General features: G+C 59.8%; 22 protein-coding genes. 16 read left to right on the top strand and 6 right to left on the bottom strand.

The window, feature by feature from the left end:
- Nucleotides 1-32: 32 nt before the first annotated feature.
- The 3 genes from BHC62_RS02775 to BHC62_RS02785 all read left to right on the top strand — a co-directional run bounded on the left by BHC62_RS02775 (nt 33) and on the right by BHC62_RS02785 (nt 2,840).
- On the top strand, nt 33-1,886 hold the full coding sequence (locus BHC62_RS02775; RefSeq protein ID WP_070994149.1) for a DUF4105 domain-containing protein: 1,854 nt from the start codon (nt 33-35) through the stop codon (nt 1,884-1,886).
- 162 nt (nt 1,887-2,048) lie between these two features.
- On the top strand, nt 2,049-2,351 hold the full coding sequence (locus BHC62_RS02780) for a chorismate mutase (protein WP_070994150.1): 303 nt from the start codon (nt 2,049-2,051) through the stop codon (nt 2,349-2,351).
- Nucleotides 2,352-2,483: 132 nt separating this feature from the next.
- Nucleotides 2,484-2,840, top strand: coding sequence for a hypothetical protein (locus BHC62_RS02785; protein WP_029292086.1), 357 nt, complete (start codon nt 2,484-2,486; stop codon nt 2,838-2,840).
- A 66-nt stretch (nt 2,841-2,906) separates the two neighbouring features.
- Here the strand turns inward: BHC62_RS02785 and gdhA are convergent, their stop codons facing one another.
- The 3 genes from gdhA to BHC62_RS02800 all read right to left on the bottom strand — a co-directional run bounded on the left by gdhA (nt 2,907) and on the right by BHC62_RS02800 (nt 7,576).
- Complete coding sequence (gdhA, locus tag BHC62_RS02790; RefSeq protein WP_070994151.1) at nt 2,907-4,244, bottom strand: NADP-specific glutamate dehydrogenase; 1,338 nt, start codon at nt 4,242-4,244, stop codon at nt 2,907-2,909.
- Nucleotides 4,245-4,593: 349 nt separating this feature from the next.
- Nucleotides 4,594-6,258, bottom strand: a complete 1,665-nt coding sequence (ettA, locus tag BHC62_RS02795; protein ID WP_029292090.1) for an energy-dependent translational throttle protein EttA — start codon at nt 6,256-6,258, stop codon at nt 4,594-4,596.
- 121 nt (nt 6,259-6,379) lie between these two features.
- Entirely contained in the window at nt 6,380-7,576 is a 1,197-nt protein-coding gene (locus BHC62_RS02800; RefSeq protein ID WP_070994152.1) for a benzoate/H(+) symporter BenE family transporter, read from the bottom strand.
- 127 nt (nt 7,577-7,703) lie between these two features.
- Between BHC62_RS02800 and BHC62_RS02805 the strand changes: the two genes are divergently transcribed.
- From BHC62_RS02805 to glyA, 13 genes are all read left to right on the top strand, one after another.
- The gene (locus tag BHC62_RS02805) at nt 7,704-8,375 is read left to right on the top strand and encodes a GntR family transcriptional regulator (RefSeq protein WP_029292093.1); all 672 of its coding nucleotides are present in this window, start codon (nt 7,704-7,706) and stop codon (nt 8,373-8,375) included.
- 34 nt (nt 8,376-8,409) lie between these two features.
- On the top strand, nt 8,410-9,402 hold the full coding sequence (locus BHC62_RS02810) for a trans-aconitate 2-methyltransferase (protein WP_029292095.1): 993 nt from the start codon (nt 8,410-8,412) through the stop codon (nt 9,400-9,402).
- 65 nt (nt 9,403-9,467) lie between these two features.
- On the top strand, nt 9,468-10,268 hold the full coding sequence (locus tag BHC62_RS02815) for a hypothetical protein (RefSeq protein WP_070994153.1): 801 nt from the start codon (nt 9,468-9,470) through the stop codon (nt 10,266-10,268).
- A gap of 57 nt (nt 10,269-10,325) precedes the next feature.
- Complete coding sequence (locus tag BHC62_RS02820; RefSeq protein WP_070994154.1) at nt 10,326-10,556, top strand: acyl carrier protein; 231 nt, start codon at nt 10,326-10,328, stop codon at nt 10,554-10,556.
- 11 nt (nt 10,557-10,567) lie between these two features.
- Nucleotides 10,568-11,416, top strand: coding sequence for an alpha/beta fold hydrolase (locus tag BHC62_RS02825; protein ID WP_070994155.1), 849 nt, complete (start codon nt 10,568-10,570; stop codon nt 11,414-11,416).
- Nucleotides 11,413-13,188: a non-ribosomal peptide synthetase gene (locus BHC62_RS02830; RefSeq protein WP_143007474.1), complete on the top strand. Its 1,776-nt coding sequence runs from the start codon at nt 11,413-11,415 to the stop codon at nt 13,186-13,188. The genes BHC62_RS02825 and BHC62_RS02830 overlap by 4 nt, the downstream gene beginning before the upstream one ends.
- Nucleotides 13,189-13,196: 8 nt before the next feature.
- Entirely contained in the window at nt 13,197-14,123 is a 927-nt protein-coding gene (locus BHC62_RS02835; protein ID WP_070994156.1) for a chlorinating enzyme, read from the top strand.
- Between the two features lie 12 nt (nt 14,124-14,135).
- Complete coding sequence (locus tag BHC62_RS02840; protein ID WP_070994157.1) at nt 14,136-14,558, top strand: VOC family protein; 423 nt, start codon at nt 14,136-14,138, stop codon at nt 14,556-14,558.
- Nucleotides 14,559-14,568: 10 nt separating this feature from the next.
- Entirely contained in the window at nt 14,569-15,333 is a 765-nt protein-coding gene (locus BHC62_RS02845) for a thioesterase II family protein (RefSeq protein WP_070994158.1), read from the top strand.
- A 5-nt stretch (nt 15,334-15,338) separates the two neighbouring features.
- A complete protein-coding gene (locus BHC62_RS02850) occupies nt 15,339-15,977 on the top strand; it encodes an alanyl-tRNA editing protein (protein ID WP_070994159.1) in 639 nt (212 codons plus the stop codon).
- Nucleotides 15,978-16,014: 37 nt separating this feature from the next.
- Nucleotides 16,015-16,626, top strand: coding sequence for a LysE family translocator (locus BHC62_RS02855; protein WP_070994160.1), 612 nt, complete (start codon nt 16,015-16,017; stop codon nt 16,624-16,626).
- A gap of 115 nt (nt 16,627-16,741) precedes the next feature.
- Complete coding sequence (locus BHC62_RS02860) at nt 16,742-20,593, top strand: bifunctional diguanylate cyclase/phosphodiesterase (protein ID WP_029292114.1); 3,852 nt, start codon at nt 16,742-16,744, stop codon at nt 20,591-20,593.
- Between the two features lie 224 nt (nt 20,594-20,817).
- On the top strand, nt 20,818-22,071 hold the full coding sequence (glyA, locus tag BHC62_RS02865) for a serine hydroxymethyltransferase (RefSeq protein WP_029292115.1): 1,254 nt from the start codon (nt 20,818-20,820) through the stop codon (nt 22,069-22,071).
- Nucleotides 22,072-22,248: 177 nt separating this feature from the next.
- Here glyA and yjiA read toward each other — a convergent pair whose 3' ends face one another.
- The 3 genes from yjiA to BHC62_RS02880 form a co-directional block, all read right to left on the bottom strand.
- Entirely contained in the window at nt 22,249-23,208 is a 960-nt protein-coding gene (gene yjiA, locus BHC62_RS02870; protein ID WP_070994161.1) for a GTPase, read from the bottom strand.
- A gap of 150 nt (nt 23,209-23,358) precedes the next feature.
- Nucleotides 23,359-23,556: a YbdD/YjiX family protein gene (locus BHC62_RS02875; RefSeq protein WP_029292120.1), complete on the bottom strand. Its 198-nt coding sequence runs from the start codon at nt 23,554-23,556 to the stop codon at nt 23,359-23,361.
- 15 nt (nt 23,557-23,571) lie between these two features.
- Entirely contained in the window at nt 23,572-25,638 is a 2,067-nt protein-coding gene (locus tag BHC62_RS02880; RefSeq protein WP_029292122.1) for a carbon starvation CstA family protein, read from the bottom strand.
- Nucleotides 25,639-25,643 lie beyond the last annotated feature (5 nt).

Raw genomic sequence — 25,643 nt, forward strand, 5'->3', positions numbered from 1 at the left:
GGTCTTTATTTATTCCGACTTAAGTTGCCCCTATGCTCAAACGCCTTGCCTACCTGGCACTCTTCGCCTGCGCCCCGCTATCTGCGGCGCCGCATCTTGATGATCAACGTTTGCAGCAACTGGCCAATGATCCGTTCTGGCTTTCGCTGGGGCACTACGAAGCCGGCAAGATCAGCGGTTGGCGCAGCTATGTCAGCGACCAGAAATTCTTCATCGCCAAAGACGGTGCCCATCACCCGGACGCCGAGCTCAAGGCCACCGTAGAGGCGTTGTACGCCCCGGCCAGCCTTGGCGAAAAACACACCCAATGCGTGTACCCGGCCCGCACCCGCTGGCTCAAAGACCAGTTGCAGCTGAGCGACCTGCCGGCCGTGGACTGCGCCGAGTTCAAGCAATGGTTCAAGGACGTCGCGCCCCACAGCGCGGTGATGATCTTCCCGGCGGCCTATCTCAACAGCCCGTCCTCGATGTTCGGCCATACCTTGCTGCGCATCGACCAGGCCGACGTACAAAGCAACAAGACTGCCCTGCTCAGCTACGCGATCAATTTCGGCGCCTACATTGAAGGCTCGGACAACAGCATCCTCTACGCCTGGAAAGGCCTGATGGGCGGTTACCCAGGGCTGTTTGCCCTGGTGCCCTACCAGGAAAAACTCTCGGAATACCGTAGCCTGGAGAACCGCGACCTGTGGGAATACCGCCTGAACCTGACCCAGGTCGAAACCGAGCGCATGGTCGAGCACGTGTGGGAGCTCAAGCAGATCCAGTTCGACTACTTCTTCTTCGATGAAAACTGCTCGTACCGCCTGCTGGAGCTGCTGCAAGTGGCGCGCCCCGGCCTGCGCCTGACCGAACAGTTCCCGCTGACTGCCATTCCTACCGACACCGTAAAAGCGGTGAAGGACGCCGGCCTGGTGGAAAAAATCGATTACCGCCCGTCCCGTGAACGGGAATTGCTGGAGCGCGCCAAGCCCCTGGACAGCGACGAGCAACAATGGGTGCTGAAGATCAGCGATGACCAGAAACAACTGCAAGACCCAACGTTCAAAAGCCTGGGCAAAGACCGCCAGGCCCTGATCATCGACGCTGCCTACCGCCTTGGCCGCTACCGTGCCAACGGCCTGGAGCGCGACAGCGAGCGCTCCCAGCGCAGTTTCGAGTTGCTGCGGGCAATCAACCAGAACCCGGCGCCCGACCTCCAGATCGATCGCCCTGGCCTGCCGGAAAACGGCCATGAATCGCGCACCTGGCAAGCAGGCATCGGCACCCGTGGCGACAAGGCCTTCGGCGAATACGGCCTGCGCATGGCTTACCACGACCTCAACGACAACGCCGAAGGCTTCCCCCTGGGCGCGCAGATTGAAATCCTGCAGATGAAACTGCGCCAGTACGAAGGTAACAACTGGCAACTGCAGCAACTGGACCTGGCGACCATCCGCTCCCTGACCCCACGCAATGAGCTGCTGCAGCCGTTGTCCTGGCAAGTCACCGGCGGCCTTGAGCGAGTACCGGGCAAACATGACGACGAAACCCTGGTCAGCCACGTCAATGGCGGCGCCGGCGGCACCTGGCAACTGCACGACGACATGCTCGGCTTTGCCCTCGGCACCGTGCGCGTGGAACATAACAACGACTTCAGCGAATTCATCTCCCCGGCGGCCGGCTTCAACACTGGTGTCTTGTGGAAAAACCCGCTGGGCAACCTCAGCCTGGAGGCCAAGGGCGACTTCTTCACCAATGGCGAAGTACGCCGTAGTATCAGCCTGAATCAGCAGTGGGAAGTGTCACGTAACCTCGGCGTACGCCTGAGCGCACAACGCGAGTTCAGCCACATGGCCACGCCGGTGAACGAAGTGATGCTGGAAGTGAAGTGGTATCACTATTGACCCGGCGCAAAACCCACTAAAATTCCAGTGCGGGAGCGGGCTTGCCCGCGATGGAGGAGTATCAGTCGCCGGATAGATTGACTGAAGCACCGCTTTCGCGAGCAAGCCCGCTCCCACATTTTTAGTCCGTGTTTACCCCATACCTACAGGAGCTCTAACGACATGGCCGTCACCTGCACCACCCTTGAACAAGTCCGGGAAAACATCGACCGCCTGGACCGCCAGATCGTCGCCCTGCTGGCCGAACGCGGTAGTTTCGTCTCCCAGGCTGCGCGCTTTAAAAAAGACAGCGACAGCGTCAAGGCTCCCCAGCGTGTCGAACAAGTCATCAACAAGGTTCGCGAGCTATCGCACACCCTTGGCGCCAACCCCGACGTCACTGAACAGGTGTACCGGACGATGATCAGCGCATTCATCCAGCAGGAATTGGCCGAACACGCCGCTCTCACCCAACCTACGACATAACCCCCTGTGGCAAGCGGGCTTGCCACCAAAAATATGCCGTCCAAACAAATAGCTCACCCAGCTTTCACATCTCCCCGACGAATCCCCTTCTAGACTTCCCTTATCAGCCGCTCAACGGCCGGGGAGTATGAGATGTGGCGGTTCGCTGTGGTGCTGGGCGTGGTGATGGCGCTTTCAGGGTGCCAAACCACCCACGAGGAGTTGCTGGCCAGGGGTTATCCACCGGCCTTCGCCGACGGTTTTGAGGATGGCTGCGGCAGTGGGCGCCAGGCGGCCGGGGTGATCACTGGGGTGTTTCGCAAGGACGTCCCACGCTATGTGAAGGACCGCACCTACGCCGAAGGCTGGGAAGATGGCTTTCGCCAATGCAAGGCCATGCGCGAGAGCGAGGACCAGCAGGACTACCGGGAGCGCCACTGGGACGAGCGCGAGCGCGCCTGGCAGCAAGAGAAGGACCGCGACGCCGCACGGGCCTATCGCAGCCAATAACACCTCTGTAGGCGCTGGCTTGCCAGCGGTGGCAAGCCGGTTCCTACAGTGGATCAGCGTTATGGCTTAGACGATGCCCTGGGCCAGCATTGCATCGGCCACTTTCACAAAGCCCGCGATGTTCGCGCCCTTCACGTAGTTGACCCGGCCATTTTCCTCACCGTAGTGCACACAGGCGTGGTGGATCGATTGCATGATGTTGTGCAGTTTGCTGTCCACTTCACCGGCGGTCCACAGCAGGCGCATGGCGTTTTGCGACATTTCCAGGCCACTCACCGCCACGCCGCCGGCATTGGAGGCTTTGCCCGGTGCGAACAGGATGCCGGCGTCGATAAAGATATCCACAGCCTCGAGGGTGGTCGGCATATTGGCGCCTTCGGCCACGCAGATGCAGCCGTTGCGCAACAGGTGGTGGGCGGCTTCGGCGTCCAGTTCGTTCTGCGTCGCGCATGGCAGGGCGATATCGCAAGCCAGTTCCCACGGGGTCTTGCCGGCGCGGAATTCCAGGCCGAAGCGCGAGGCCAATTCGCTGATACGCCCGCGCTGTACGTTTTTCAGCTCCAGCAGCGCCGACCATTGCTCCTCGGTCAAACCATTTTCGCAATACAGGGTGCCTTCGGAATCGGACAGGGAAATTACTTTGCCACCCAGGTCCATGACTTTGCGCGCCGCGTACTGCGCGACGTTGCCCGAGCCAGAAACCGCCACGCGCTTGCCTTCGACACGCTGGCCCTGGCGCTTGAGCATTTCTTCAGCGAAGTACACACAGCCAAAACCGGTGGCCTCGGGGCGGATCAGGCTGCCGCCGTAGCTCATGCCCTTACCGGTAAACACCGAGGTGAATTGGTTGCTCAGGCGCTTGTACTGGCCGAACAGAAAGCCGATTTCCCGGGCACCCACGCCAATGTCGCCAGCGGGTACGTCCACGTCCGCGCCGATATGGCGATACAACTCGCTCATGAACGACTGGCAGAAACGCATGACCTCGGCGTCGCTCTTGCCCTTGGGATCAAAGTCCGAGCCGCCCTTGCCGCCGCCCATGGGCAGCGAGGTCAGGGAGTTCTTGAAGGTCTGCTCGAAGGCGAGGAATTTCAGCACCCCGAGGTTGACCGACGGATGGAAGCGCAGGCCGCCTTTATAGGGACCAATGGCGCTGTTCATCTGGATACGGAAACCGCGATTGACCTGGACCTTGCCCTGGTCATCGACCCACGATACCCGGAAGGTAATGGCCCGTTCCGGCTCGCAGATGCGCTCGAGGATGCCCGAAGTCAGGTAGTGGGGATTGGCTTCAAGAAAAGGCCACAGGCTGCGTAGGACTTCTTCCACAGCTTGGTGGAATTCCGGCTGGTCCGGGTCGCGTTTTTTGAGGCGGGCAAGGAAGGATTCGACGGATTCGATCATGAAAAGTCTCGGCAGATTTATTGTCGTTAATGGCGAATTGCCCAGGACTTTATCAATTCATGTCGCACCGCGACAGGGCAAAATGTCGCTTTTGTGAATTTAAATGGTGCATTGGATATAAATAACCCTGATTTTATGCCCCCTAACAGGGATTTCAACTCGGGGAATGCACCAATAGTTAAACCGCTATCGCAGGCAAGCCAGCTCCCACATTTGATCGTGTTGTAGCGCAGGTACTCGATCTAATGTGGGAGCTGGCTTGCCTGCGATGAAGTCACCTCGGCGTACCTGAAATGCGCCCACAAAAAACGGAGCCCGAAGGCTCCGCTTTTCAAACCACCGACCCGATTCAGGCCAGTTTCTTGTGCCGTACACGATGCGGCTGGGCAGCCGCTTCGCCCAGGCGCTTCTTGCGATCGGCTTCGTACTCGGTGTAGTTGCCTTCGAAGAACACAGCTTGCGAGTCATCTTCGTACGCGAGGATGTGTGTTGCCACACGGTCAAGGAACCACCGATCGTGAGAGATCACAATCGCGGCGCCCGGGAAGTCCAGCAGGGCTTCTTCCAGGGAACGCAGGGTTTCAACGTCGAGGTCGTTGGACGGTTCGTCGAGCAGCAGGACGTTGCCGCCCTCTTTCAGGGTCAGGGCCAGGTGCAAGCGACCACGCTCACCACCGGACAGGTCCTTGACGAACTTCTGCTGGTCGCCACCCTTGAAGTTGAAGCGGCCGACATAGGTGCGCGACGGGATTTCATAGTTGCCGATGCGGATCTGGTCGGAACCGTCGGAAATCTGCTGGAACACGGTCTTGCTGCCGTCGAGGTCTTCGCGGCTCTGGTCGACGCAGGCCAGTTGCACGGTTTCGCCGACTTCGATGGTGCCCGAATCCGGTTGCTCCTTGCCCATCAGCATGCGGAACAGCGTGGATTTACCCGCACCGTTACCACCGATCACGCCAACGATGGCGCCTTTAGGCATGGAGAACGACAGGTTGTCGATCAGCACGCGGTCGCCATAGCCTTTGCAGACGTTCTTGAACTCGATGACCTTGTCACCCAGGCGCGGACCGGCCGGGATGTAGATTTCGTTGGTCTCGCTGCGCTTCTGGAATTCCTGGGACTGCATTTCCTCGAAGCGTTGCAGACGGGCCTTGGATTTCGACTGACGGGCCTTGGCGCCTTTGCGCACCCATTCCAGCTCGTCTTTCATGGCCTTTTCATGGGCCGACTGCTGCTTGGATTCAGCGGCCAGACGGTCGGACTTGGCTTCCAGCCAACCGGAGTAGTTGCCCTCGTAAGGGATACCCGCGCCACGGTCGAGTTCCAGGATCCAGCCGGCGACGTTGTCCAGGAAGTACCGGTCGTGCGTGATCGCAACCACGGTGCCCGGGAAGTCATGGAGGAAGTGTTCCAGCCAGGCCACGGAGTCGGCGTCCAAGTGGTTGGTCGGTTCGTCGAGCAGCAGCATATCGGGGGCCGACAGCAGCAGGCGGCACAAGGCCACGCGGCGCTTTTCACCACCGGACAGGTGCTCGACCTTGGCGTCCCACGCCGGCAGGCGCAGCGCATCGGCGGCGACTTCCAGCTGGCGTTCCAGGTTGTGACCGTCACCGGCCTGCAGGATGGCTTCGAGCTTGGCCTGTTCGGCGGCCAGTTTGTCGAAGTCGGCATCCGGCTCGGCGTAGGCGGCATAGACCTCGTCCAGGCGGGCCTGGGCGTCCTTGATGACGCTGACGGCTTCCTCGACCACTTCACGCACGGTCTTGGACGGATCCAGGATCGGCTCTTGCGGCAGGTAGCCGATGTTCAGTTCGGGCATCGGGCGGGCTTCGCCTTCGAACTCGGTGTCGACGCCAGCCATGATTTTCAGGAGCGTGGACTTACCCGAACCGTTGAGGCCGAGCACACCGATCTTGGCGCCCGGAAAAAAGGACAACGAAATGTTTTTCAGGATTTCCCGCTTCGGTGGAACAACTTTGCCCAACCGATGCATGGTGAAAACGTATTGAGCCAAAATATGGACCTCGTAAAAAGATGAGAACAGGGCCTGCGTAGCGGCATGGCGCTGTACGTAGCACATCGAATGATCAAGGTTAACCTAAGTCAGCGGCGGCGGGCAGGTTGACAGGTGCTTTTCAGCCGCGCTTTTTCCTGCTGTAGGCCAGATAGAACACAAACCCCAGCGCCAACCCCCAAAATGAAGACGACACATGGAAGAAGTCGGGGAAATACACGGTGATCATCAAGGTGGCGACAGCCGGGTAATAAAGATCACTTTTGAGCGCGTCCCTCAGGGCGTCCGCCAGCGTGCTGAACAATGCCAGTGCAGCCAGCGCCAGCACAACCGCCGAAGGAATGACCGATAACAGGCTCACCAACCCGGCGGCAAAGAACGCCATGACCCAGTAACTGATGCCCGCCGCACAACTGGCGATATACCGCTGCGACTTGTCTTCGCAGGCCAAGGGCCCGGCACACATGGCCGCCGTCAGCGCTGCCAGGTTGAGATTGTGGCAGCCGAACAGGGAGGCACAACTGGTGGCGAATCCGGTGACGAACAGCATCCCGGGGAAATGGCTGGTGTAGCCGTTATTACGCAAAATCAGATAGCCGGGAATATTCTGTGAAAACAACGTGACCACAAACAGTGGGATCGACAGGTTGATAAACGAGGACAAGGTGAAGACCGGCACTACCCACTCAAACGTCAGGGCTGAAGCCTCCACCACCGGTGCCAGCGGTGGCTGGAGCAGGAAATAGGCAAATAGCGCGCAAAGCGTCACCGGCAAGGCGAATAACGGTTTGAAGATAAACAGCACCAACCAAAGGGCGGCCACCACTCCCATGATCAAGGGGTAGCGCTCAAAGGCCGGTACAAACGAGGTGGACAGTGAGAGCAAAACCCCCGCCAGCATCGCCGATGACAGGCTGGCGGGTATTTTTTCAATATAGCGGGCAATGTTCGGTACCACGGCCAGCGCCAGCATCAGTACCCCGGACATGAAAAAGGCACCGACTGCTTCACCAAACCCAACCAGGGGCTGGTTATACCCAAGCAGGATCGCCGACCCCGGTGTCGACCACGCAAACGCGTACGGCTTTCGGGTTAACAAGGAGTAGGCGATCCCCAACCCTCCCTGAAACAGACACAGTACCGCCAGGGCGCTGACCGCCTGGCTGGGTGAAGCCCCCACGTTGTAAAAACCCTGCAGCACAATAAAAAAAGTACTGATAAACCCTATCAGCGCTGCACTCGCTCCTGTGCTGATCAGGCTCCACCAAGCCACGGGTAGACCACTGCGCGCACTCCATCGCTTGCTCGAAACACTCATCACCGCCACCTCGCTTGTCGACTTTTCGAGCCGTGACAGGAACAAACTTGCACAATCGAAAATACGATGCTAAACCAATATCCAATGGATATTGGTTGCTTCGTCTGAATAGTAGTGAGTAGTAGATTTGAAAAGCAAACGGCTTAGTGACCTGGGTGAGATTCAACACAGAACAGCAAGCGAGCAGATTGAACAGGTGCTGAAGCAGGCAATCCTGGAGGGCCGGCTCCCTCCCGGAGAGGTGTTGCGCCAAGAGGAGCTGGCGCAGACCTTCAACGTCAGTCGCATGCCGGTTCGAGAAGCGCTGAAGAAACTGGAGGCACAGGCGCTAGTGGATTTCGTGCCTTACAAAGGCGCGATCGTGACGCAGATATCGAAGGCCGATGGCCTTGATAACTACGCGATCCGCCTGGCACTGGAACCGGCCGCCATACGGCAGTCGATTCCCTACTTGACCCACGAAGATCTGCAGATGGCCAGGGACTTGATCCAGCAGATGAATGACGAAACGGAAATGGACCAACTGGGGGTGCTGAACAAGCGTTTTCACATGTGCCTCTACGGGAAGACGCCTCATGCCAAGTTCTTGCAACTGGTCGAGAAACAACTGTCCGTGGAGGATCGTTACCTGCGCTTTCACTTGTCTGCCATGGGCCGTGAGCACATGTCACAGGACGAACACCTGGCGATGGTCGAGGCCGCCACCCACCAGGATCTGGACCGCGCCGAGGAGTTGGTGCGCAAGCACTTGATAAAGGCCGCTATTGCACTGGAAAACTTTTTCGACCGCAAAACTTAAAAGTGAGTGCTTACCGCACAACAAGGAGGTAGTCGTGGTAGAGGTCATTTCAGCAACCGCCGTGGATTCGGCGCAGAACCTGGCTGGGAAGTCGATTTTCCTGGAAATGGGCGCACGTTTGGGCGTTGTCGAGCTGCTGTTGCAAGCAGAGCCCTTCGATGCGCAACAGGTCGTAGACCTGAGCGGCGCCAAGCACCATTTCGTCGTGTCCTACCTCAACGCGCTATGCAAGCTGGGGCTGGCCGCGCCTGGCCCTGACCCCGAAAGCTACAAGGGCACCGCCGAACTGCCAGCGGCGGTGAACAACTGCGGCTACCTGCTGTGGGCCTTGCAGTCCTGCGCGCCGTTGATCGAACACCCTGTGCAGTTCGCCAATGATATGCAGGGTGCTATCGACACCTACGTACGCAATGGTGAGCACGTGGCCAGGACGTCCAAATGGATGGGGGCGACCGACTTTTATCCCCATGCCGAAAAGGAAATCCTGCAAGCCAACCCGCAAAAAATCATTGATTTCGGCTCAGGCACTTGCGGCCTGCTGATCCGCCTGCTTGAGCAACTGCCACAGGCCACGGCAATTGGCATAGACCTGAGTGCCAGCGCTTGCCAGAAAGCCCGGGAAATCATTGAAGGCAAAGGCCTGAGCCAGCGGATCCAGGTGATTCATGCACCGGTTGAAAGCCTTATCAACGATCCGGCCTTGCTCAAGGACGTCGATGTCATTCACGCAGGCTTCGTGTTCCATGACCTGAACCCGACGCAAAGCCAGGTTCTGCCGCGCCTGCTGGCGGCCATCAAGGGCGCATCCCCCCGCGCCAAACTGGTGATTGCGGACGCCATCCCCGACGACACACCCTGGCAAAACAACGCCTATTCGCTGGCGTTCACGTTTTTACATACCCACTTCATGGATCGACGGTTTCCTTCTGAGCAAGGCTGGCGAGCGCTGCTCGAACAGGCTGGGTTCATGGACGTGACCATCAGTAAACCCGGCCTGTCGGGCAGTCGCCTGATTGTCGGTCACTAAAGCACCACCCTTCCTTTAAAGCAGTAAGGAACCCTATGTCGTAACCAATCCTTGGGAGATCGATCATGCGTATAGAAACCCTTGTGGACCGTGTCAAAACCCATCGCTGCTACAGCCACCCCATCTTCCACAACTGGGCCCGGGTCAACCCCGGAACCGAAGCTATCGGCGCCTTGTTCCACCATATACGCAGCTTTTGCGATGCCACCCGCCCGGGCTGGAACCTGCCTGAAGGCTTGAAGCAGATCGGCCTGCCCACCGAAAGCCATCTGCTGCAGGAAATCGTCGACAGCGAGGAAAACCATGGCCCGGAACTGGCGATGATGGCCGGGCATATCATCAACCGCTCAGTGCCGGGCAAGGCGCTGTTCGACGACCTGTCCGACCAGGCCCATATCGAGTCCATGCTCAAGCGTTGCTCCGACGAGTTGCTCGGCCAACTGCCAGGTTACGACTTTGCCACCGGCCTGATGCCGCAAACCAAAAAAGCCATCCACACCTTTGAAGCACGCAAATCGACGGCGCCCCAGGATGTGTACAAAAGCCTGGGCACCGCGCTGGCCCTGGAGATCATCTCCAATCGCCAACTGATACCCGGAGAAAAAGCCTGCCTGATTGACAGCGGCCTGTACCGCGCCAGCTTCGACGAGCCGGCCATGCACTACCTGCTGGAGCACTACGGTGAAACCGGCGCCGAATGCCAGCACGAACAGAATGCCATCGAAGCCGTAGGGTCAGTCCTCAGCGCCGAGAACAGCACGGCAATCGTCCAGGGCGCCGATGATTTCCTCAATAACCTGGAAGCGTTATGGGACTTGCTGGACGCCACTCTCCTCCAGGCCGAGGGTAGCCGCGCCGCGGCCTGAAGCGTACCGACGGGCCGGGCGACCGGCCCCTTTCACCGACCAAACCACAGGTGAACCATGAACCTACAAGCACTCAACACCCTCTTCGAAGAGTTCTTCCGCAGGCCCGTCGCCAATGCCGAGGACATATTTGACCTGGGCGCGAACTCCTTGACGGCCATTCAATTGATCGGCCGGGTCAATGAGGCGTTTGGCGCGAATATCAACATGGAGCAGTTTTTCCTCAAACCGTGCAAACAAACCATCATCGATCAGTTGCAGCCGGCAACGGCGGCCCATTACGCCTGATGAGGTATGCCATGCACAGCCTGTTCCCCTTGACCCTGAACCTGCCGCGCGCCGGCAAGGTGATCTGTGTACAGAGCCTGCCAATTGATCCGGCCCGGGAGACCTTGCTGCTGTTATCGCCAGTCGGCACGCAGTGTTTCTACATGAAGAACGCCGCATTGTTTTTCATCAGCCGCTTCAATGTGATCATTCTGGAAAGTGACGCTCTGCTGTCCTATGCCTCCACAGCGCAACTGACACCGAGCGCGGGGGTCAGCGATTTTTTCACGCAGCTGCGCACTGCGCTGCCTGAGGGCGTATGCCTGGATGCTCTGGTGGGTTACTGCTCTTCCGCACCTTTGGCGCTGTTGGCCGCGACCCAGGGTGCCTGCCGCAAATTGCTATTGCTCAACGGCGCCTACTTTCTCAGGGGCGATGAAATTGCCAAGAGCCAGTATGAACGCGACGTCGAACGCATGATGCAATCGATCGCGCAGGGGAACTGGGCCCAAGTGTATGAAGCCGTCAGCCTGATCCACACCGCGTGCAGCTATACCCCCAGCGACTACCGCTACCAACAGGTCCGGCCTTTGCGCGAGCTACAGGCCTTTCACCAATACCTGACCTTCCTCAACCACTTGGCGAGCCTGGAAGTGGCGAGCACCGCCCAGGCCGTCAAGACACCCACCCTGGTCTGGTGTGGCAGCAACGATCGCTACACCGACACTGCGTCTTCAAAATACGTGGCGCAGTGGCTGCCTGACTGCCAACTGATCGAAGACCCGGCCGGACATCATCACGACTTTGTCGACGGCCATGAACAGCTGTACCAGGCCATGAGCTGTTTTCTGACCCACGCCACAACGCAGGCCAGCCGATGAACGCACATAATCGGTCCACGACCCGGGTGTTTCGCAAGTTCCAATCGATTTGCACGGTGACGCCCGACGCGGTCGCGGTTGTCGCTGGAGACGCGTCGATTACCTATCAACAATTGCATGAGCGAGTACTGGGGCTGTGCGAGCAATTGACCCAGCGGGGCCTGGCCGATACCCCATGCCTGCCACTGGTCGCCAATCGTTGCCTGGACTATCTGGTGACGCTGCTGGCTTGCGCCAAGCTGGGGCTGGCCTATGTTGCCATCGATCCCGGCACCCCCGCCAAGCGCATTGTCGCGCAGCTTGATCAACTGGGCTGCAAGCATGTTTTGCTGCTCGACCAGCCCGAAGCAGTCAATTTAGATCCACGCCTGACCCACTTGCGTCTTGACGAAAGCGGCGCCCTTAGCGCCCAAGGTCCAGCCTTTCGCCGGGCCACCCGGCCGTATCCAATGGACATCGATCCGCTCACGGTGATGTTCACCTCCGGCACCACTGGCGTCCCCAAAGGCGTGCTGATTGGCCAGGATGGGCTGCTGAACCTGGTGGAGAACGTACAGCGGCAAGTTCAAGGCCTGGCGCGCAACTATGTTCATCACTCCTCGATCGGCTTTGACGCCGCGTTGTTTGAGGTCTGGGTCCCTTTGCTGACAGGTGCCTGCGTCACCTTGCACAAACCCGCTTTCAATATCGAGACCCTTTGCGAGGCGGTGCAAAAAGCCCGGTGCGACGTGCTGCTGTTGACCACCTCGCTGTTTCATCTGGTGGCGCAGCACCGCCTGCACATGCTCGCCGCAGTGCGGGTGCTGTACGTCGGTGGCGAAGTACTCAAGCCGGTGCATGCCAGTGCGCTGCTGGCGGCCAATCCAGGCATCACCCTCATCAACGGCTACGGCCCGACCGAGAACACCGTGTTTTCCACCTGGCATAGCCTGGGCACACTCAAGGATGCCCAGGCGCAGGTCATACCGATTGGCCATCTGCTCGGCCAGGTTTACGCCAAAGTCGTCGATGCCGACCTTCGGGAGGTCACACCCGGCACGTCCGGCGAGTTGCTCCTAGGCGGACGAAACCTGGCCCTCGGCTATCTGGACGTCGAACTGACCCGCAAGCGTTTCCTGCGCCTGCCAGAAGGTATCTATTACCGTACCGGCGACTATGTGATCGAGGACGAACATGGGGTTTTCCGCTATCAGGGCCGCATCGACGAACAGGTCAAGATCCACGGCTACCGCGTCGAGCTCGCCGAGGTCGAACAGGGGCTGATGCAGTTACCGGGCATCGCCCAAGCGGTGGTGCTGGCCCGCGCCATGAATCCTCTGGAAAGCTGCCTGCATGCCTTCATTGTGTTCCAGCATGGCTGGCCGGATACCGACGAAGGCAAGTTACTGAGCCTGCTATCCAGCCGGCTTCCCCCCTATATGCTGCCATCGCGCATCCATCGGTTGTTCGAACTGCCGGTGACGGCCAATGGCAAGGTGGATAAACGCGCGCTGCAATCACTGGCGGACGAACAGGCCGTTCATATTGCGCCCCACCCTGCAGGCTCCGCGGTGCTGGAAGCCTGGTCCAGCATCCTGGGCACCCGCGACTTGCGGCCTGAAAACTCCATTTATACCTATGGCGCCTCATCCCTGAGCGTCGTCATGGCCCACACGCGAATCAACCAGACCCTTGGCAGAAAAACCCCATTCGATGAAGTCGCCCGGCTGAACACCTTGCAGGAATGGGTGCAGTACTACGTAGCGCATGAAAACCTCAGTAACCTCTCTTAGGAGCCGACATGGATATCACTGACTTTTCGTTGACGGAACAGGAGCATCAGCAATTCGACCGGGACGGCTTTATCGGGCCCTTCACGCTCTACGAGCCTGAAGAAATGATGCAACTGCATAAAACCGTACGGGCGCAATTGTTCAACCGTACGCACGCGCCCTATGACGCGCCCCTGGATGTGGCGATCACCAATTACGACCGGCACCTGGACGTTGAATTGCTGACCCGTCATGTCTTTCGCAAAGAGATCGTGCACCGCCTCAAAAGCATCCTGGGCCCGGACGTAATCTGCTGGCGCAGCGAGTTCATTCCCAAATATCCCGGCAATGAAGGCACCGATTGGCACCAGGCGGACACGTTCGGCCATGCCTCCGGGGAACCCCAACTGGTCTGGCCCGAGGATGAAGCATTCGGCGGCGCCATCAACGTGTGGACCGGTTTTACCGACGCCACCCCGGAAAACGGCTGCATGCTGTTTATTCCAGGCACCCACAAAAAAATGAACTACGACGAGTCCATCGGCATGACGTTCGACCCGGTCGCCAATAAAGATGTGGTCAAGGGCCAATACGCCCGCGGCTTCAACGGCTACGACTACAGCACCCTGCAAAAAGACAAATCCTGGCAACCGGACGAAGCCGCAGCGGTGCCGATCGTGATGAAAGCCGGGCAGTTTGTGATCTTCCGCTCGATGCTGATGCACTCCTCGCTGCCCAACTCGACGTCGGACAAAACCCGCCTGGGGTATGTGGCGCGCTATGTTCCAGGGCGGGTGAAGGTCTACCCCGGCACCGACTATGTGAAAGAGTTTGGTGGCGAGTATCGCCTCGACAAATTCGGCGTGGTGCAAGTTGCCGGGACCTGTACCGACCAGCAAAACCGCGTGGCGAACAGGAGCCTCAGCGGCCTGGACCTCAAGCCTCTGGCCAGTTGACAAGGATCGCCCATGGAACAGCCCTCGTACCTGGCGATCGACCATATCGCCTACGCCACCCGATCCACGGAAAAAACCTCAGCGTTCTTCAAGACCCTGGGGTTCGAGGTGCTGTTTCATCGGCAACCGATCGAGACCTTTGGCGTATTCATCACCAAATTGCGTTCTCCGGCGGGTGAGATCGTCGAAGTGGTCGAACCCTTTCGCGCCGACAGCGTGGTCAGCCGACTGCTGGTGGACGTGGAGGCGTGTATCTATCACGTGGCCTTCAAGGTCGGTGACCTGCACACCACCCAGGCGTCACTGGCAAAAATCGGGGGGGTGACCGTGACCAATGCCATGACGATTCCCTATCCCGCCACACCAGAACACCGTTCACTGACGACGTCACACATGTTTCATCCGGCGGTCGGCCTGTTCGAGATCACTGGATGAGAGGGACGCCATGAACCACACAACCCTGGCGCAGCCCCGCTGGCTCGCACCGTTCCACACAGGGCACGCCACCGTCCAGCGACGCATATTGCTGTGCTTCCCCTATGGCGGTGGAGGCATGGCGCCGTTCCTCGGGTTGAACGCCTTACACAGCATCGACATCGCGGCCTGGGGGGTCAGGCTGCCTGGACGTGAGGAACGTATCCAGGAGGCGCCAGCGCTCAGTGTCGAGCAAATGATCAATGCCATAGTTACCGAACTGCAAGAGCTGACGCTTCCGTTTGCCTTCTATGGCCACAGCTTCGGCGCCGGCCTGGCACTGGATATCGCCCATGCCCTGGCCGAACGGGGCCACCCTTTACCCACCCACCTGCTTCTTTCCGGGCGCATGCCACCCCATACCGGCTATTCCTCGCTGCTGGGAGCGATGAACGATCAGCAGTTATGGGCGCACATCCGAGCGCAAAGCACCCTGCCGTTGCCACCGGACCCTGCGTGCAGTTTCGCCCGTACCGCCGTGAAGAAACTCAAGGCCGACCTGGCGCTCAACCAACAACTGACCTACCGCTTCCTGCGACCCTTGCCGGTCCCCCTGCATACCCTCAATGGCTATGACGACCCGTTGATCGACCCCCATCGCCTCGACGAGTGGGGTTGCTACACCAGTGCCACCTTTCAGAGCCAGTGCGTACCAGGCGGGCACTTTTTTTTCGAAGACGACTTTCCACGCTTTTACTCGTTTTTTTTAACCGCCCTCAGTGAACAAGGCAGCTAAGTCATATGGAACGCGCATTCTGGAGCACCCCTTACCTTTCGACCCTGGACGCTCGTGTGCTGAGTATCGAGGGGCGTAACGTGGAGATCAGCCCGACGATTTTTTTTGCCGAGTCGGGCGGCCAGGAGTCTGATCACGGTACGATCAACCGCATTGAGGTCAGCCAGGCCACGGTGGAGGGTGAGCGGATCATCTATGCCCTGGCCCAGGACCCGGACTTTGCCGTTGGCGACCAGGTCAACGTAACGATCGACTGGCCTCGGCGCTACGCATTGATGCGGTTACACTTCGCCGCGGAAATCGTGCTGGAACTGTTCTACAAGAAATTCCCCGACCTGCAGAAAATCGGCGCCCACATAGGCCAGACCAAGGCGCGGATCGACTTTACCCTGGCAGAGAATGTCAGCCAGTACTTTCCCGAAATCCTGCAGGAAGTCGAAACGCTGGTCGCGGCCGATCTGCCCATTGAAAGCCGCTTCACCGACACCGCGCGCTTGCGCCGCTGCTGGCACATCGACGGGTTTTCCCAAGTGCCCTGTGGCGGTACGCACCTGAACACCACCGGCGAAATCGGCAAGATCCGCCTCAAGCGCAATAACATCGGGGCGCAAAAAGAGCGTGTCGAAATCTACCTGCTGGACTAACCGCCCTACCCCCTGACTGTCCTGGGAGACAGCCTTCATGCTCAACGTCATGTCTGCACTTGGGTTGCTGCTATTAATGCCGGGGCCGACCAATACCCTGTTATTGCGCTCTGGGGTGCTTTCTGGTTTCAGGCGGGCCTGGACCTTGAGCTTGTTGGAATGCCTGGCTTACCTGCTGCAGATTTCATTTTGGGGCTACCTGCTCAGCCACATTGGCGCCAATGCGCCCTGGTGCCTGAAAGTGATGCAGTTTGTCTCGATCTGTTACCTGGCCAAGACCTCGTACTGCCTGTGGCGCGAGCCCACCGCCGGCCTGCCCGCCATGCCGGGCGCGCGGGTATCGCGCCGGCAGTTCTTTTTGCTGACGCTGATCAATCCCAAGGGCTTGCTGGTGGTGTCGTTCATCGTGCCCGTGCAAACCTTTGCCGATACCGCCTTGTATGGGCAGTTCGTCATGCAATTCACCGCGGTAGTGATCCCGGTAGGCTGCGCCTGGGTGCTCTTCGGTGCGCGTATCAAGCGCAGCGGGCATGCCTGGTTGACCCCGCAAAACATAAACCGCACAGCGTCTGTGGTTATTAGTTGCTTTGCACTGGCAATTCTATTCAAACTGGCGGATGCGTTGATCCGTACCGGCCCGGCCTTATAGTCCTGCCAGGCGGCGCTGGCACTTTGCCACAACTCAAGGCATGCTAGCCGCCCTTCGGGCGTCCGGCTTATAGTGCACGTCGCGCGCCAGTACAGCCAAACCGCAGGATCACAGCTTGACCAACGTAACAAAGCCAAGCCCGTTGCGCGCAGCCCATATTGCGCCGGGCGCCCCCCTGCACGGAACCCTCAAGGGCGCGTTGGCGACGCTGGTCCTGTTGCTGCTCGCGCTATTGTTCTGGCAACTGCTGGACCAACTGCAGCAAAACCAGAAGAACCAGCAGCAATACACCATCAACTACAGCGCCGACTTGGCCGAACAGATCAGCCTGAACATGGCCCTGAGCGCGCAAATCGCCCTCAACCTACTGCCGATTGTCGAACCCCCACGCAACGAAGAACAGCACCAGGCCCTGGTGCGCAGCTTGCAACGCTCGCTGCCGGAACTACGCAGCGTCGCCCTGCTCGCCCCCAGCGGCGCGATCATCAGTGACACCGCCGACAACAGCCAGGACGGTGCCTGGCTCGAAGAGCTGGTCAAGCGCAGCCATGCCCAGTCCTATTACCTGAGCAACAACAGCGACGGCTCCGTCATCTACTTGCTGCTGCACCAACCCAGTGGCGGCGCAAAAATGTACTGGGCGTTGCGCCTGGCCCCCAATTACCTGGCCAACCTGACGCGCCAGGACGGCCAGGGGCCGCGCCCGATGTGGGCGATTGAAAACCAGTTGAACCATCGGATTGTCAGTCGCGACAGCGGCATGCCCAGCCAATGGTCGTCCGGGCTGACCCCGGAAGAACTGAATAAAACCGTACTGATCACCCCCTTGAGCAAAAGCGACTGGCAACTGCGCGGCCTGTTCGACCGCGCTGCCGTGCTGGAGCAACTGCTGCCGGCGTTTATCGGCAAGTGCCTGCTGGGCCTGGCCTTTTCGCTGATCCCGGTGCTGGTGCTGCTGAACATGCGCCGCCGCCAGCGCCAGGTAAACGAAGGCCGGCGCCGCTATCAGGATATCTTCGACGGCACCGGCGTGGCCTTGTGCGTGCTCGACCTGTCGGGCCTGCGGGGGTTCTTCGACAAGGCCCAGTTGCACACCCGCGAGCAGTTGCAGGACTGGCTGCAAAACAGCCCCGAGCAACGCCAGCATCTGCTCAAGGAACTGCGCATCACTGAAGTCAACCAGGTGGCGGTGCGCCTGCTGAATGTGGCGTCCTGCGAACAGGCCTGGGACCGTTTGATCGACGGCTGCGCGCTGAACACCAGCGCCATTGGCTACCAAGTGCTGGAAGCCGTGCTGACCCAGCAAAAACAGCTGGAGCTGGAGATTCAACTCAGCGACATCGACGGCAACGACCAGTACCTGTGGCTGGTGATGCGCCTGCCGGAAGCACAGCACGACTATAAGGCAGTGATCCTCAGCATCAGCGATATCACCAGCCGCAAGCTGATCGAACTGTCGCTGGTGGAGCGCGAAGGCTTCTGGTCGGACGTGGTGCGTACCGTGCCGGATCACCTGTATGTGCAGGATGTGATCAGCCAGCGGATGATCTTCAGCAACCACCACCTGGGCCATACCCTGGGCTACAACCGGCACGAACTGCAACAGATGGGCGAGTACTTCTGGGAGATCCTTTTGCACCCCGAAGACGCCGAGTACTACCACGAACTGCGCCAGCAACAGCGCGCCGCCGGGTACCTGGCACAGTTGCAGTGCCAGCTGCGCTTTAGGCACCGCAACAACCAGTGGCGGCGCTTCGAGATCCGCGAACAGGCCCTGGCCCGGGACAAGACCGACCAGGTCACGCGGATCATCGGCGTGGCCAAGGACATCACCGACCAGATCGAAGCCAGCGAGTCCCTGCGCGACAGCGAGCAGCGCTACCGGATGTTGGCCGAAAGCATCAGCGACGTGATTTTCTCCACCGACAGCAAGCTGGCCCTCAACTATGTCAGCCCGTCGGTGAATGCAGTGCTGGGCTATGAAGTCGACTGGATCTTCAAGAACGGCTGGCAATCGACCATCGCCAACCCGCAACAACTGACCGGCATCTACACCCTGGTGGAACGGGTCAGCCGCTCCCTCGACCAGCCCGAAGCCCTGGCCCTGCTGCGCGATGACGTGCAGACCCAACTGTTCCTGTTCGACTGCCTGCGGGCCGATGGGCGCAAGGTGCCGATCGAGCTGCGCCTGGTGCTGGTGTGGGACGAGCACGGCGCGTTCGAAGGCATCCTCGGCGTGGGTCGCGATATCAGCCAGCAACGCCGCGCCGAGAAAGACCTGCGCATGGCGGCCACGGTATTCGAGCATTCCACCTCGGCAATCCTGATCACCGACCCGGCCGGCTATATCGTGCAGGCCAACGAAGCGTTCAGCCGGGTCAGCGGTTATGCGGTGGCCGACGTCCTCGACCAGTTGCCGAACATGCTCACCGTCGACGAACAGCAGGAAGCGCACCTGCGCTACGTGCTCAAGCAGTTGCACCAGCACAGCACCTGGGAAGGCGAAGTGTGGCTCAAGCGCCGCAGCGGCGAACATTACCCGGCCTGGGTCGGCATTACCGCCGTACTCGATGATGAAGGCGACCTGGCCAGTTATGTGTGCTTCTTCAGTGATATCAGCGAGCGCAAGGCCAGCGAACAACGCATCCACCGCCTGGCCTACTACGACGCCCTGACCCACCTGCCCAACCGCACCCTGTTCCAGGATCGCTTGCACACCGCGTTGCAGTCGGCCGAACGGCAGAAGTCGTGGGTGGTGCTGATGTTCCTCGACCTCGACCGTTTCAAGCCAATCAACGACTCCCTGGGCCACGCCGCCGGCGATCGCATGCTCAAGGAAATGGCCACCCGCCTGCTCGGCTGTGTGGCCGAAGACGACACCGTGGCGCGCATGGGCGGTGACGAGTTCACCTTGCTCCTGCAACCGCGGGTCAGCCGCGAAATGGCGCTGAACCGGGCTATTCATGTGGCCGAGCAGATCCTCGCCAGCCTGGTGAAGCCGTTTGTGCTCGAAGGCCGCGAGTTTTTTGTCACCGCCAGCATCGGTATCGCCCTGAGCCCTCAGGACGGCAACGAACTGAGCCAACTGATGAAAAACGCCGACACGGCGATGTACCACGCCAAGGAGCGCGGCAAGAACAACTTCCAGTTCTACCAGGCCGACATGAACGCCAGCGCCCTGGAGCGCCTGGAACTGGAGAGCGACCTGCGCCATGCCTTGGACCAGAACGAATTCGTGCTGTATTACCAACCGCAGTTCAGTGGCGATGGCAAACGCTTGACCGGTGCCGAAGCCCTGCTGCGCTGGCGCCACCCACGGCGCGGGCTGGTACCGCCGGGGGATTTCATCCCGGTACTGGAAGAATTGGGCCTGGTGGTGGATGTGGGCGACTGGGTGATCGACGAGGCCTGCCGCCAACTCAAGACCTGGCACCAGAACAAGGTGCGGGTACCCAAGGTTTCGGTGAACATTTCGGCCCGGCAGTTCTCGGACGGGCAGTTGGGTACGCGGATCGCTACCATCCTCAAGGAAACCGGGCTGCCACCGGCGTGCCTGGAACTGGAGCTGACCGAAAGTATCCTGATGCGCGAGGTCAACGAGGCCCTGCAGATCCTCGCCAGCCTGAAAAACCTCGGCCTGAGCATCGCCGTAGACGACTTCGGCACGGGTTATTCATCGCTCAACTACCTCAAGCAATTCCCCATCGACGTGCTCAAGATCGACCGCACCTTCGTCGACGGCCTGCCGTCCGGCGAGCAGGACGCGCAGATCGCCCGCGCAATCATCGCCATGGCCCACAGCCTGAACCTGGCGGTGATCGCCGAAGGCGTGGAAACCCATGAGCAACTGGACTTCCTTCGTGAACACGGGTGCGACGAGGTGCAGGGTTACCTGTTTGGACGGCCGATGCCGGCCAATCGGTTTGAGGCGCAGTTCAGCAATGATGCGCTGTTCATGTTTGACTGAAAATCATGTGGTGAGGCAGACGGCCTCATCGCGGGCAAGCCCGCTCCCACAGTTGAAATGCGTTCCCATGTGGGAGCGGGCTTGCCCGCGATGAGGCCCTCAAATACGCCATCCATCTCTGGATGAGCGCCACTTGTCCGCGACATGATGTCCTTTCATATGCCATCTAAAACCCATTGGGTTAGAATGCCCCTCTTTTCTGCCCCCGATCCTTGAGGACCGCCATGTTCAGCCGTGATTTGACTATTGCCAAGTACGACGCCGATCTCTTTGCCGCCATGGAGCAAGAAGCTGTGCGCCAGGAAGAGCACATTGAGCTGATCGCTTCGGAAAACTACACCAGCCCTGCGGTGATGGAGGCTCAAGGTTCGGTTCTGACCAACAAGTACGCCGAAGGCTACCCAGGCAAGCGCTACTACGGCGGTTGCGAGTTCGTCGACGTGGTTGAGCAACTGGCCATCGACCGTGCCAAGGAACTGTTCGGCGCCGATTACGCCAACGTCCAGCCACACGCCGGCTCCCAAGCCAACGCGGCCGTTTACCTGGCCCTGCTGCAAGGCGGCGACACCATCCTGGGCATGAGCCTGGCCCACGGCGGTCACCTGACCCACGGCGCCAGCGTTTCGTCCTCCGGCAAGCTGTACAACGCTGTGCAGTACGGCATCGACGGCAATGGCCTGATCGACTACGACGAAGTCGAGCGCCTGGCGGTCGAGCACAAGCCAAAAATGATCGTGGCCGGTTTCTCTGCCTACTCGCAGATCCTCGACTTCCCACGCTTCCGTGAAATCGCCGACAAGGTTGGCGCCTACCTGTTCGTCGACATGGCCCACGTGGCCGGTCTGGTCGCCGCTGGCGTCTACCCGAACCCAGTGCCTTACGCTGACGTCGTGACCACCACGACCCACAAGACCCTGCGCGGTCCACGTGGTGGCCTGATCCTGGCGCGCGCCAACGCCGAGATCGAGAAGAAGCTCAACTCCGCGGTATTCCCGGGCGCCCAGGGTGGCCCGCTGGAGCACGTGATCGCCGCTAAAGCGATCTGCTTCAAGGAAGCGTTGCAGCCTGAGTTCAAGACTTACCAGCAACAAGTGGTGAAAAACGCCCAGGCCATGGCCAGTGTGTTCATCGAGCGCGGTTTTGACGTGGTTTCCGGCGGTACTGAAAACCACCTGTTCCTGCTGTCGCTGATCAAGCAAGACATCTCCGGTAAAGATGCTGACGCTGCCCTGGGCAAAGCCTTCATCACCGTGAACAAGAACTCGGTACCGAACGACCCACGTTCGCCGTTCGTCACCTCGGGCCTGCGCTTCGGCACCCCGGCCGTGACCACTCGTGGCTTCAAGGAAGCAGAGTGCAAGGAACTGGCTGGCTGGATCTGCGACATCCTGGCAGACCTGTCCAACGAAGCCGTGATCGACGCGGTACGTGAGAAGGTCAAGGCCATCTGCAAGAAGCTGCCGGTGTACGGCGCTTGATTGCAGTTGCTTGAATGAAAAGCCCGGCTCTTGAGCCGGGCTTTTTTATGCCTGTTGGAACGCGGTCAAAAATGTGGGAGCTGGCTTGCCTGCGATAGCGGAGGGTCAGTCAATGATGTGGTGGCTGACAGACCGCTATCGCAGGCAAGCCAGCTCCTACATTGATCGTGTTTCAGGTCAGGGTTGGTAGACCCGCTGGAAGCCCGCGCGAATCTTCTCTTCGGGCAATTCGTCGGCAATAAACACAATCACACTCTCCCGCGCCTCGCCCTCGGCCCATTCGGTATCCCAATCGAAACCGTAGAGCTTGAGCACGCCCTGGAACACCATGCGCCGGTCTTCCCCGGCGATGTTCAGCACGCCCTTGTAGCGCAGCAGTTGCTTGCCGTGCTCCTCCAGCAGCTCGTTCATGAACTCACTGAGGCGGTCGATATCCAGCGGCTGGTCGGTACGCAATACCAGGCTGGAGATACGGTCGATGGACGGTGCCTGGCTGACCGGGCGCAAGGTCATGCCGGCGTTGAGGTTGAAGCCACGCACGTCCAGCAACTCGGCGAGGTCAATCTTGCCGTGCTCCACCACCCGGATCGGCGCACGGCGGTTGATGCGGGTCAGGCGCTCGGAAAGGGCGTCGAAGCTGGCGTCGTCCACCAGGTCACGCTTGCTCACCAACAGGCGGTCGGCAAAGCCGATCTGCGCCTGGGCGATGGTCTGGCTCAGGTGGTGTTCGGCGTGGGCGGCGTCCACCAGGGTGATGATGCCGTCGAGGATGTAGCGCTCGCGCAGTTCTTCATCGATGAAAAAAGTCTGGGCCACCGGCGCCGGGTCGGCCAGGCCGGTGCATTCGATCACCAGGCGGTCGAAGGCGATCTCGCCGCTGTCCAGGCGTTCGAGCAGCAGGTACAGGGCTTTGGTCAGGTCGGTGTGGATGGTGCAGCACACGCAACCGTTGGACAGGGTCATGACTTGCACCGGCTCATCGCCCAGCAACTGGGTGTCGATACCGGCGTCGCTGAATTCGTTTTCGATCACGGCGATTTTCAAGCCGTGTTCGGCCTTGAGCAGATGACGCAACAAGGTGGTCTTGCCAGCGCCGAGGAAGCCGCTGAGGACGGTGACGGGGATGGGAGAGGACAAAAATATTCTCCTTGAGGAAACTTAAAACAAATGTGGGAGCGGGCTTGCCCGCGATTGCGATCTCACATTCAACATCGCTGCTGACTGACAGTCCGCCATCGCGGGCAAGCCCGCTCCCACAAGGGATCACATAGGCCCAAGCCTATGGGTTCAACAGCACTTGGGCCCGCCCTTGCCGCCGTAACGGGCTTCCTGGCGTTCCCGGAAGAACGCCTTGTAGTCCATCATCGGCTTGTCCGGGTGCTTGGTTTGCATATGCTCGACGTAGGTGTCGTAGTCGGGCATGCCGACCATCAGGCGCGCGGCCTGACCGAGGTATTTACCGAGGCGACCAATGTCATTGAACATGTTTGCAACCCTCTATCACGCGTCCGGCATGGCTTGGAATGGCGCTTCTTTATCCGTACGTTCCTTGGTACCCCAGGCGGCTACGCCGACTTTGATCGCATAGAACAGGATGCTGAAGACCACGAACAGGAACAGTACCGTCAGCGTCGCGTTGGTGTAGGCGTTCCAGATCACATGCTGCATCTGGTCGATGTTCTTCGCCGGGGCAAGGATCTGACCGTTGGCCAACGCATCGCTGTACTTCTTGGCCAGCGACAGGAAGCCGATTGCCGGGTTGGCGTCGAACAGCTTGATAAAGCCTGCGGTGGTGGTGCAGATCAGCAGCCAGACAGCCGGCAGCAGCGTGACCCAGATGTAGCGCTGGCGCTTCATTTTGATCAGCACAACAGTGGCGAGCATCAGCGCGATACCGGCCAGCATCTGGTTGGAGATGCCGAACAGCGGCCACAAGGTGTTGATGCCACCCAGCGGATCGATCACGCCTTGGTACAGCAAGTAACCCCACATCGCCACACAGCCTGCGGTCGCGATCAGGTTGGCGGTCCAGGACTCGGTACGCTTGAGCGCCGGGACGAAGGAGCCGAGCAGGTCCTGGAGCATGAAGCGACCGGCACGGGTACCGGCGTCAACTGCAGTCAGGATGAACAGCGCTTCGAACAGGATCGCAAAGTGGTACCAGAATGCCATGGTGTTTTCACCCGGCAGGACACTGTGCAGGATCTGCGCGATACCGACCGCCAGGGTCGGCGCACCGCCGGCACGGGCCAGGATGGTGGTTTCACCGATATCGTTGGCCACTGCCTGCAGCGCTTCCGGGGTAATTGCAAAGCCCCAGCTGCTGACGGTCTGGGCAACGGTCACCACATCAGTGCCGACAATCGCCGCAGGGCTGTTCATGGCGAAGTACACGCCTGGCTCGATCACCGAAGCGGCAACCATGGCCATGATGGCGACGAACGACTCCATCAACATGCCGCCATAGCCGATGTAGCGCGAGTGGGCTTCATTGGCCAACAACTTGGGCGTGGTGCCCGAGGAGATCAGCGCATGGAAGCCGGACACCGCACCACAGGCGATGGTGATGAACAGGAACGGGAACAGGCCGCCCTTCCACACCGGGCCAGTGCCATCGATAAACTGGGTCAGTGCTGGCATTTTCAGGTCAGGCATGGTGACCAGGATGCCGATCGCCAGGGCGATGATCGTGCCGATTTTCAGAAACGTCGACAGGTAGTCACGGGGAGCCAGGATCAGCCACACCGGCAATACCGCCGCCACGAAGCCGTAGCCGACCAGCATCCAGGTGATCTGGATCCCGGTGAAGGTGAAGGCCTTGGCCCAGACCGGATCAGCGGCAATCTGCCCGCCCAGCCAGATCGAACCCAGCAGCAACAGCACGCCGATGATCGAGATCTCGCCAATGCGGCCCGGCCGGATGTAGCGCATGTACACGCCCATGAACATCGCAATCGGGATGGTCGCCATCACCGTGAAGATGCCCCACGGGCTTTCGGCCAGGGCCTTGACCACGATCAGCGACAACACCGCGAGGATGATGATCATGATCAGGAAGCAGCCAAACAGCGCGATGGTCCCGGGAATGCGGCCCATCTCTTCGCGAACCATATCCCCCAGGGAACGGCCGTTGCGACGGGTGGACAGGAACAGGATCATGAAGTCCTGCACCGCACCCGCCAGCACCACACCGGCAATCAGCCACAGGGTACCTGGCAGGTAGCCCATCTGCGCGGCCAAGACCGGGCCGACCAAAGGCCCTGCACCGGCAATGGCGGCGAAGTGGTGACCGAACAGGATATGTTTGTTGGTCGGCACATAGTCCAGACCGTCGTTGTTGATCACTGCGGGGGTGGCCCGCCGTGGATCGAGTTGCATCACATTATTTGCAATGAACAGGCTGTAGTAACGATAAGCCACCAGATAGATGGCGACTGCCGCGACTACAATCCACAAGGCGTTGATCGCCTCGCCGCGACGCAAAGCCACTACGCCCAGGGCGCACGCTCCTACGATTGCCAGCAACAGCCAGGGTAGATGGCGGAGCAGGCTATTATTATTTTTCATTTTTT

Source organism: Pseudomonas sp. 06C 126 (assembly GCF_001855215.1).
In the GTDB taxonomy this organism is placed as follows: domain Bacteria; phylum Pseudomonadota; class Gammaproteobacteria; order Pseudomonadales; family Pseudomonadaceae; genus Aquipseudomonas; species Aquipseudomonas proteolytica.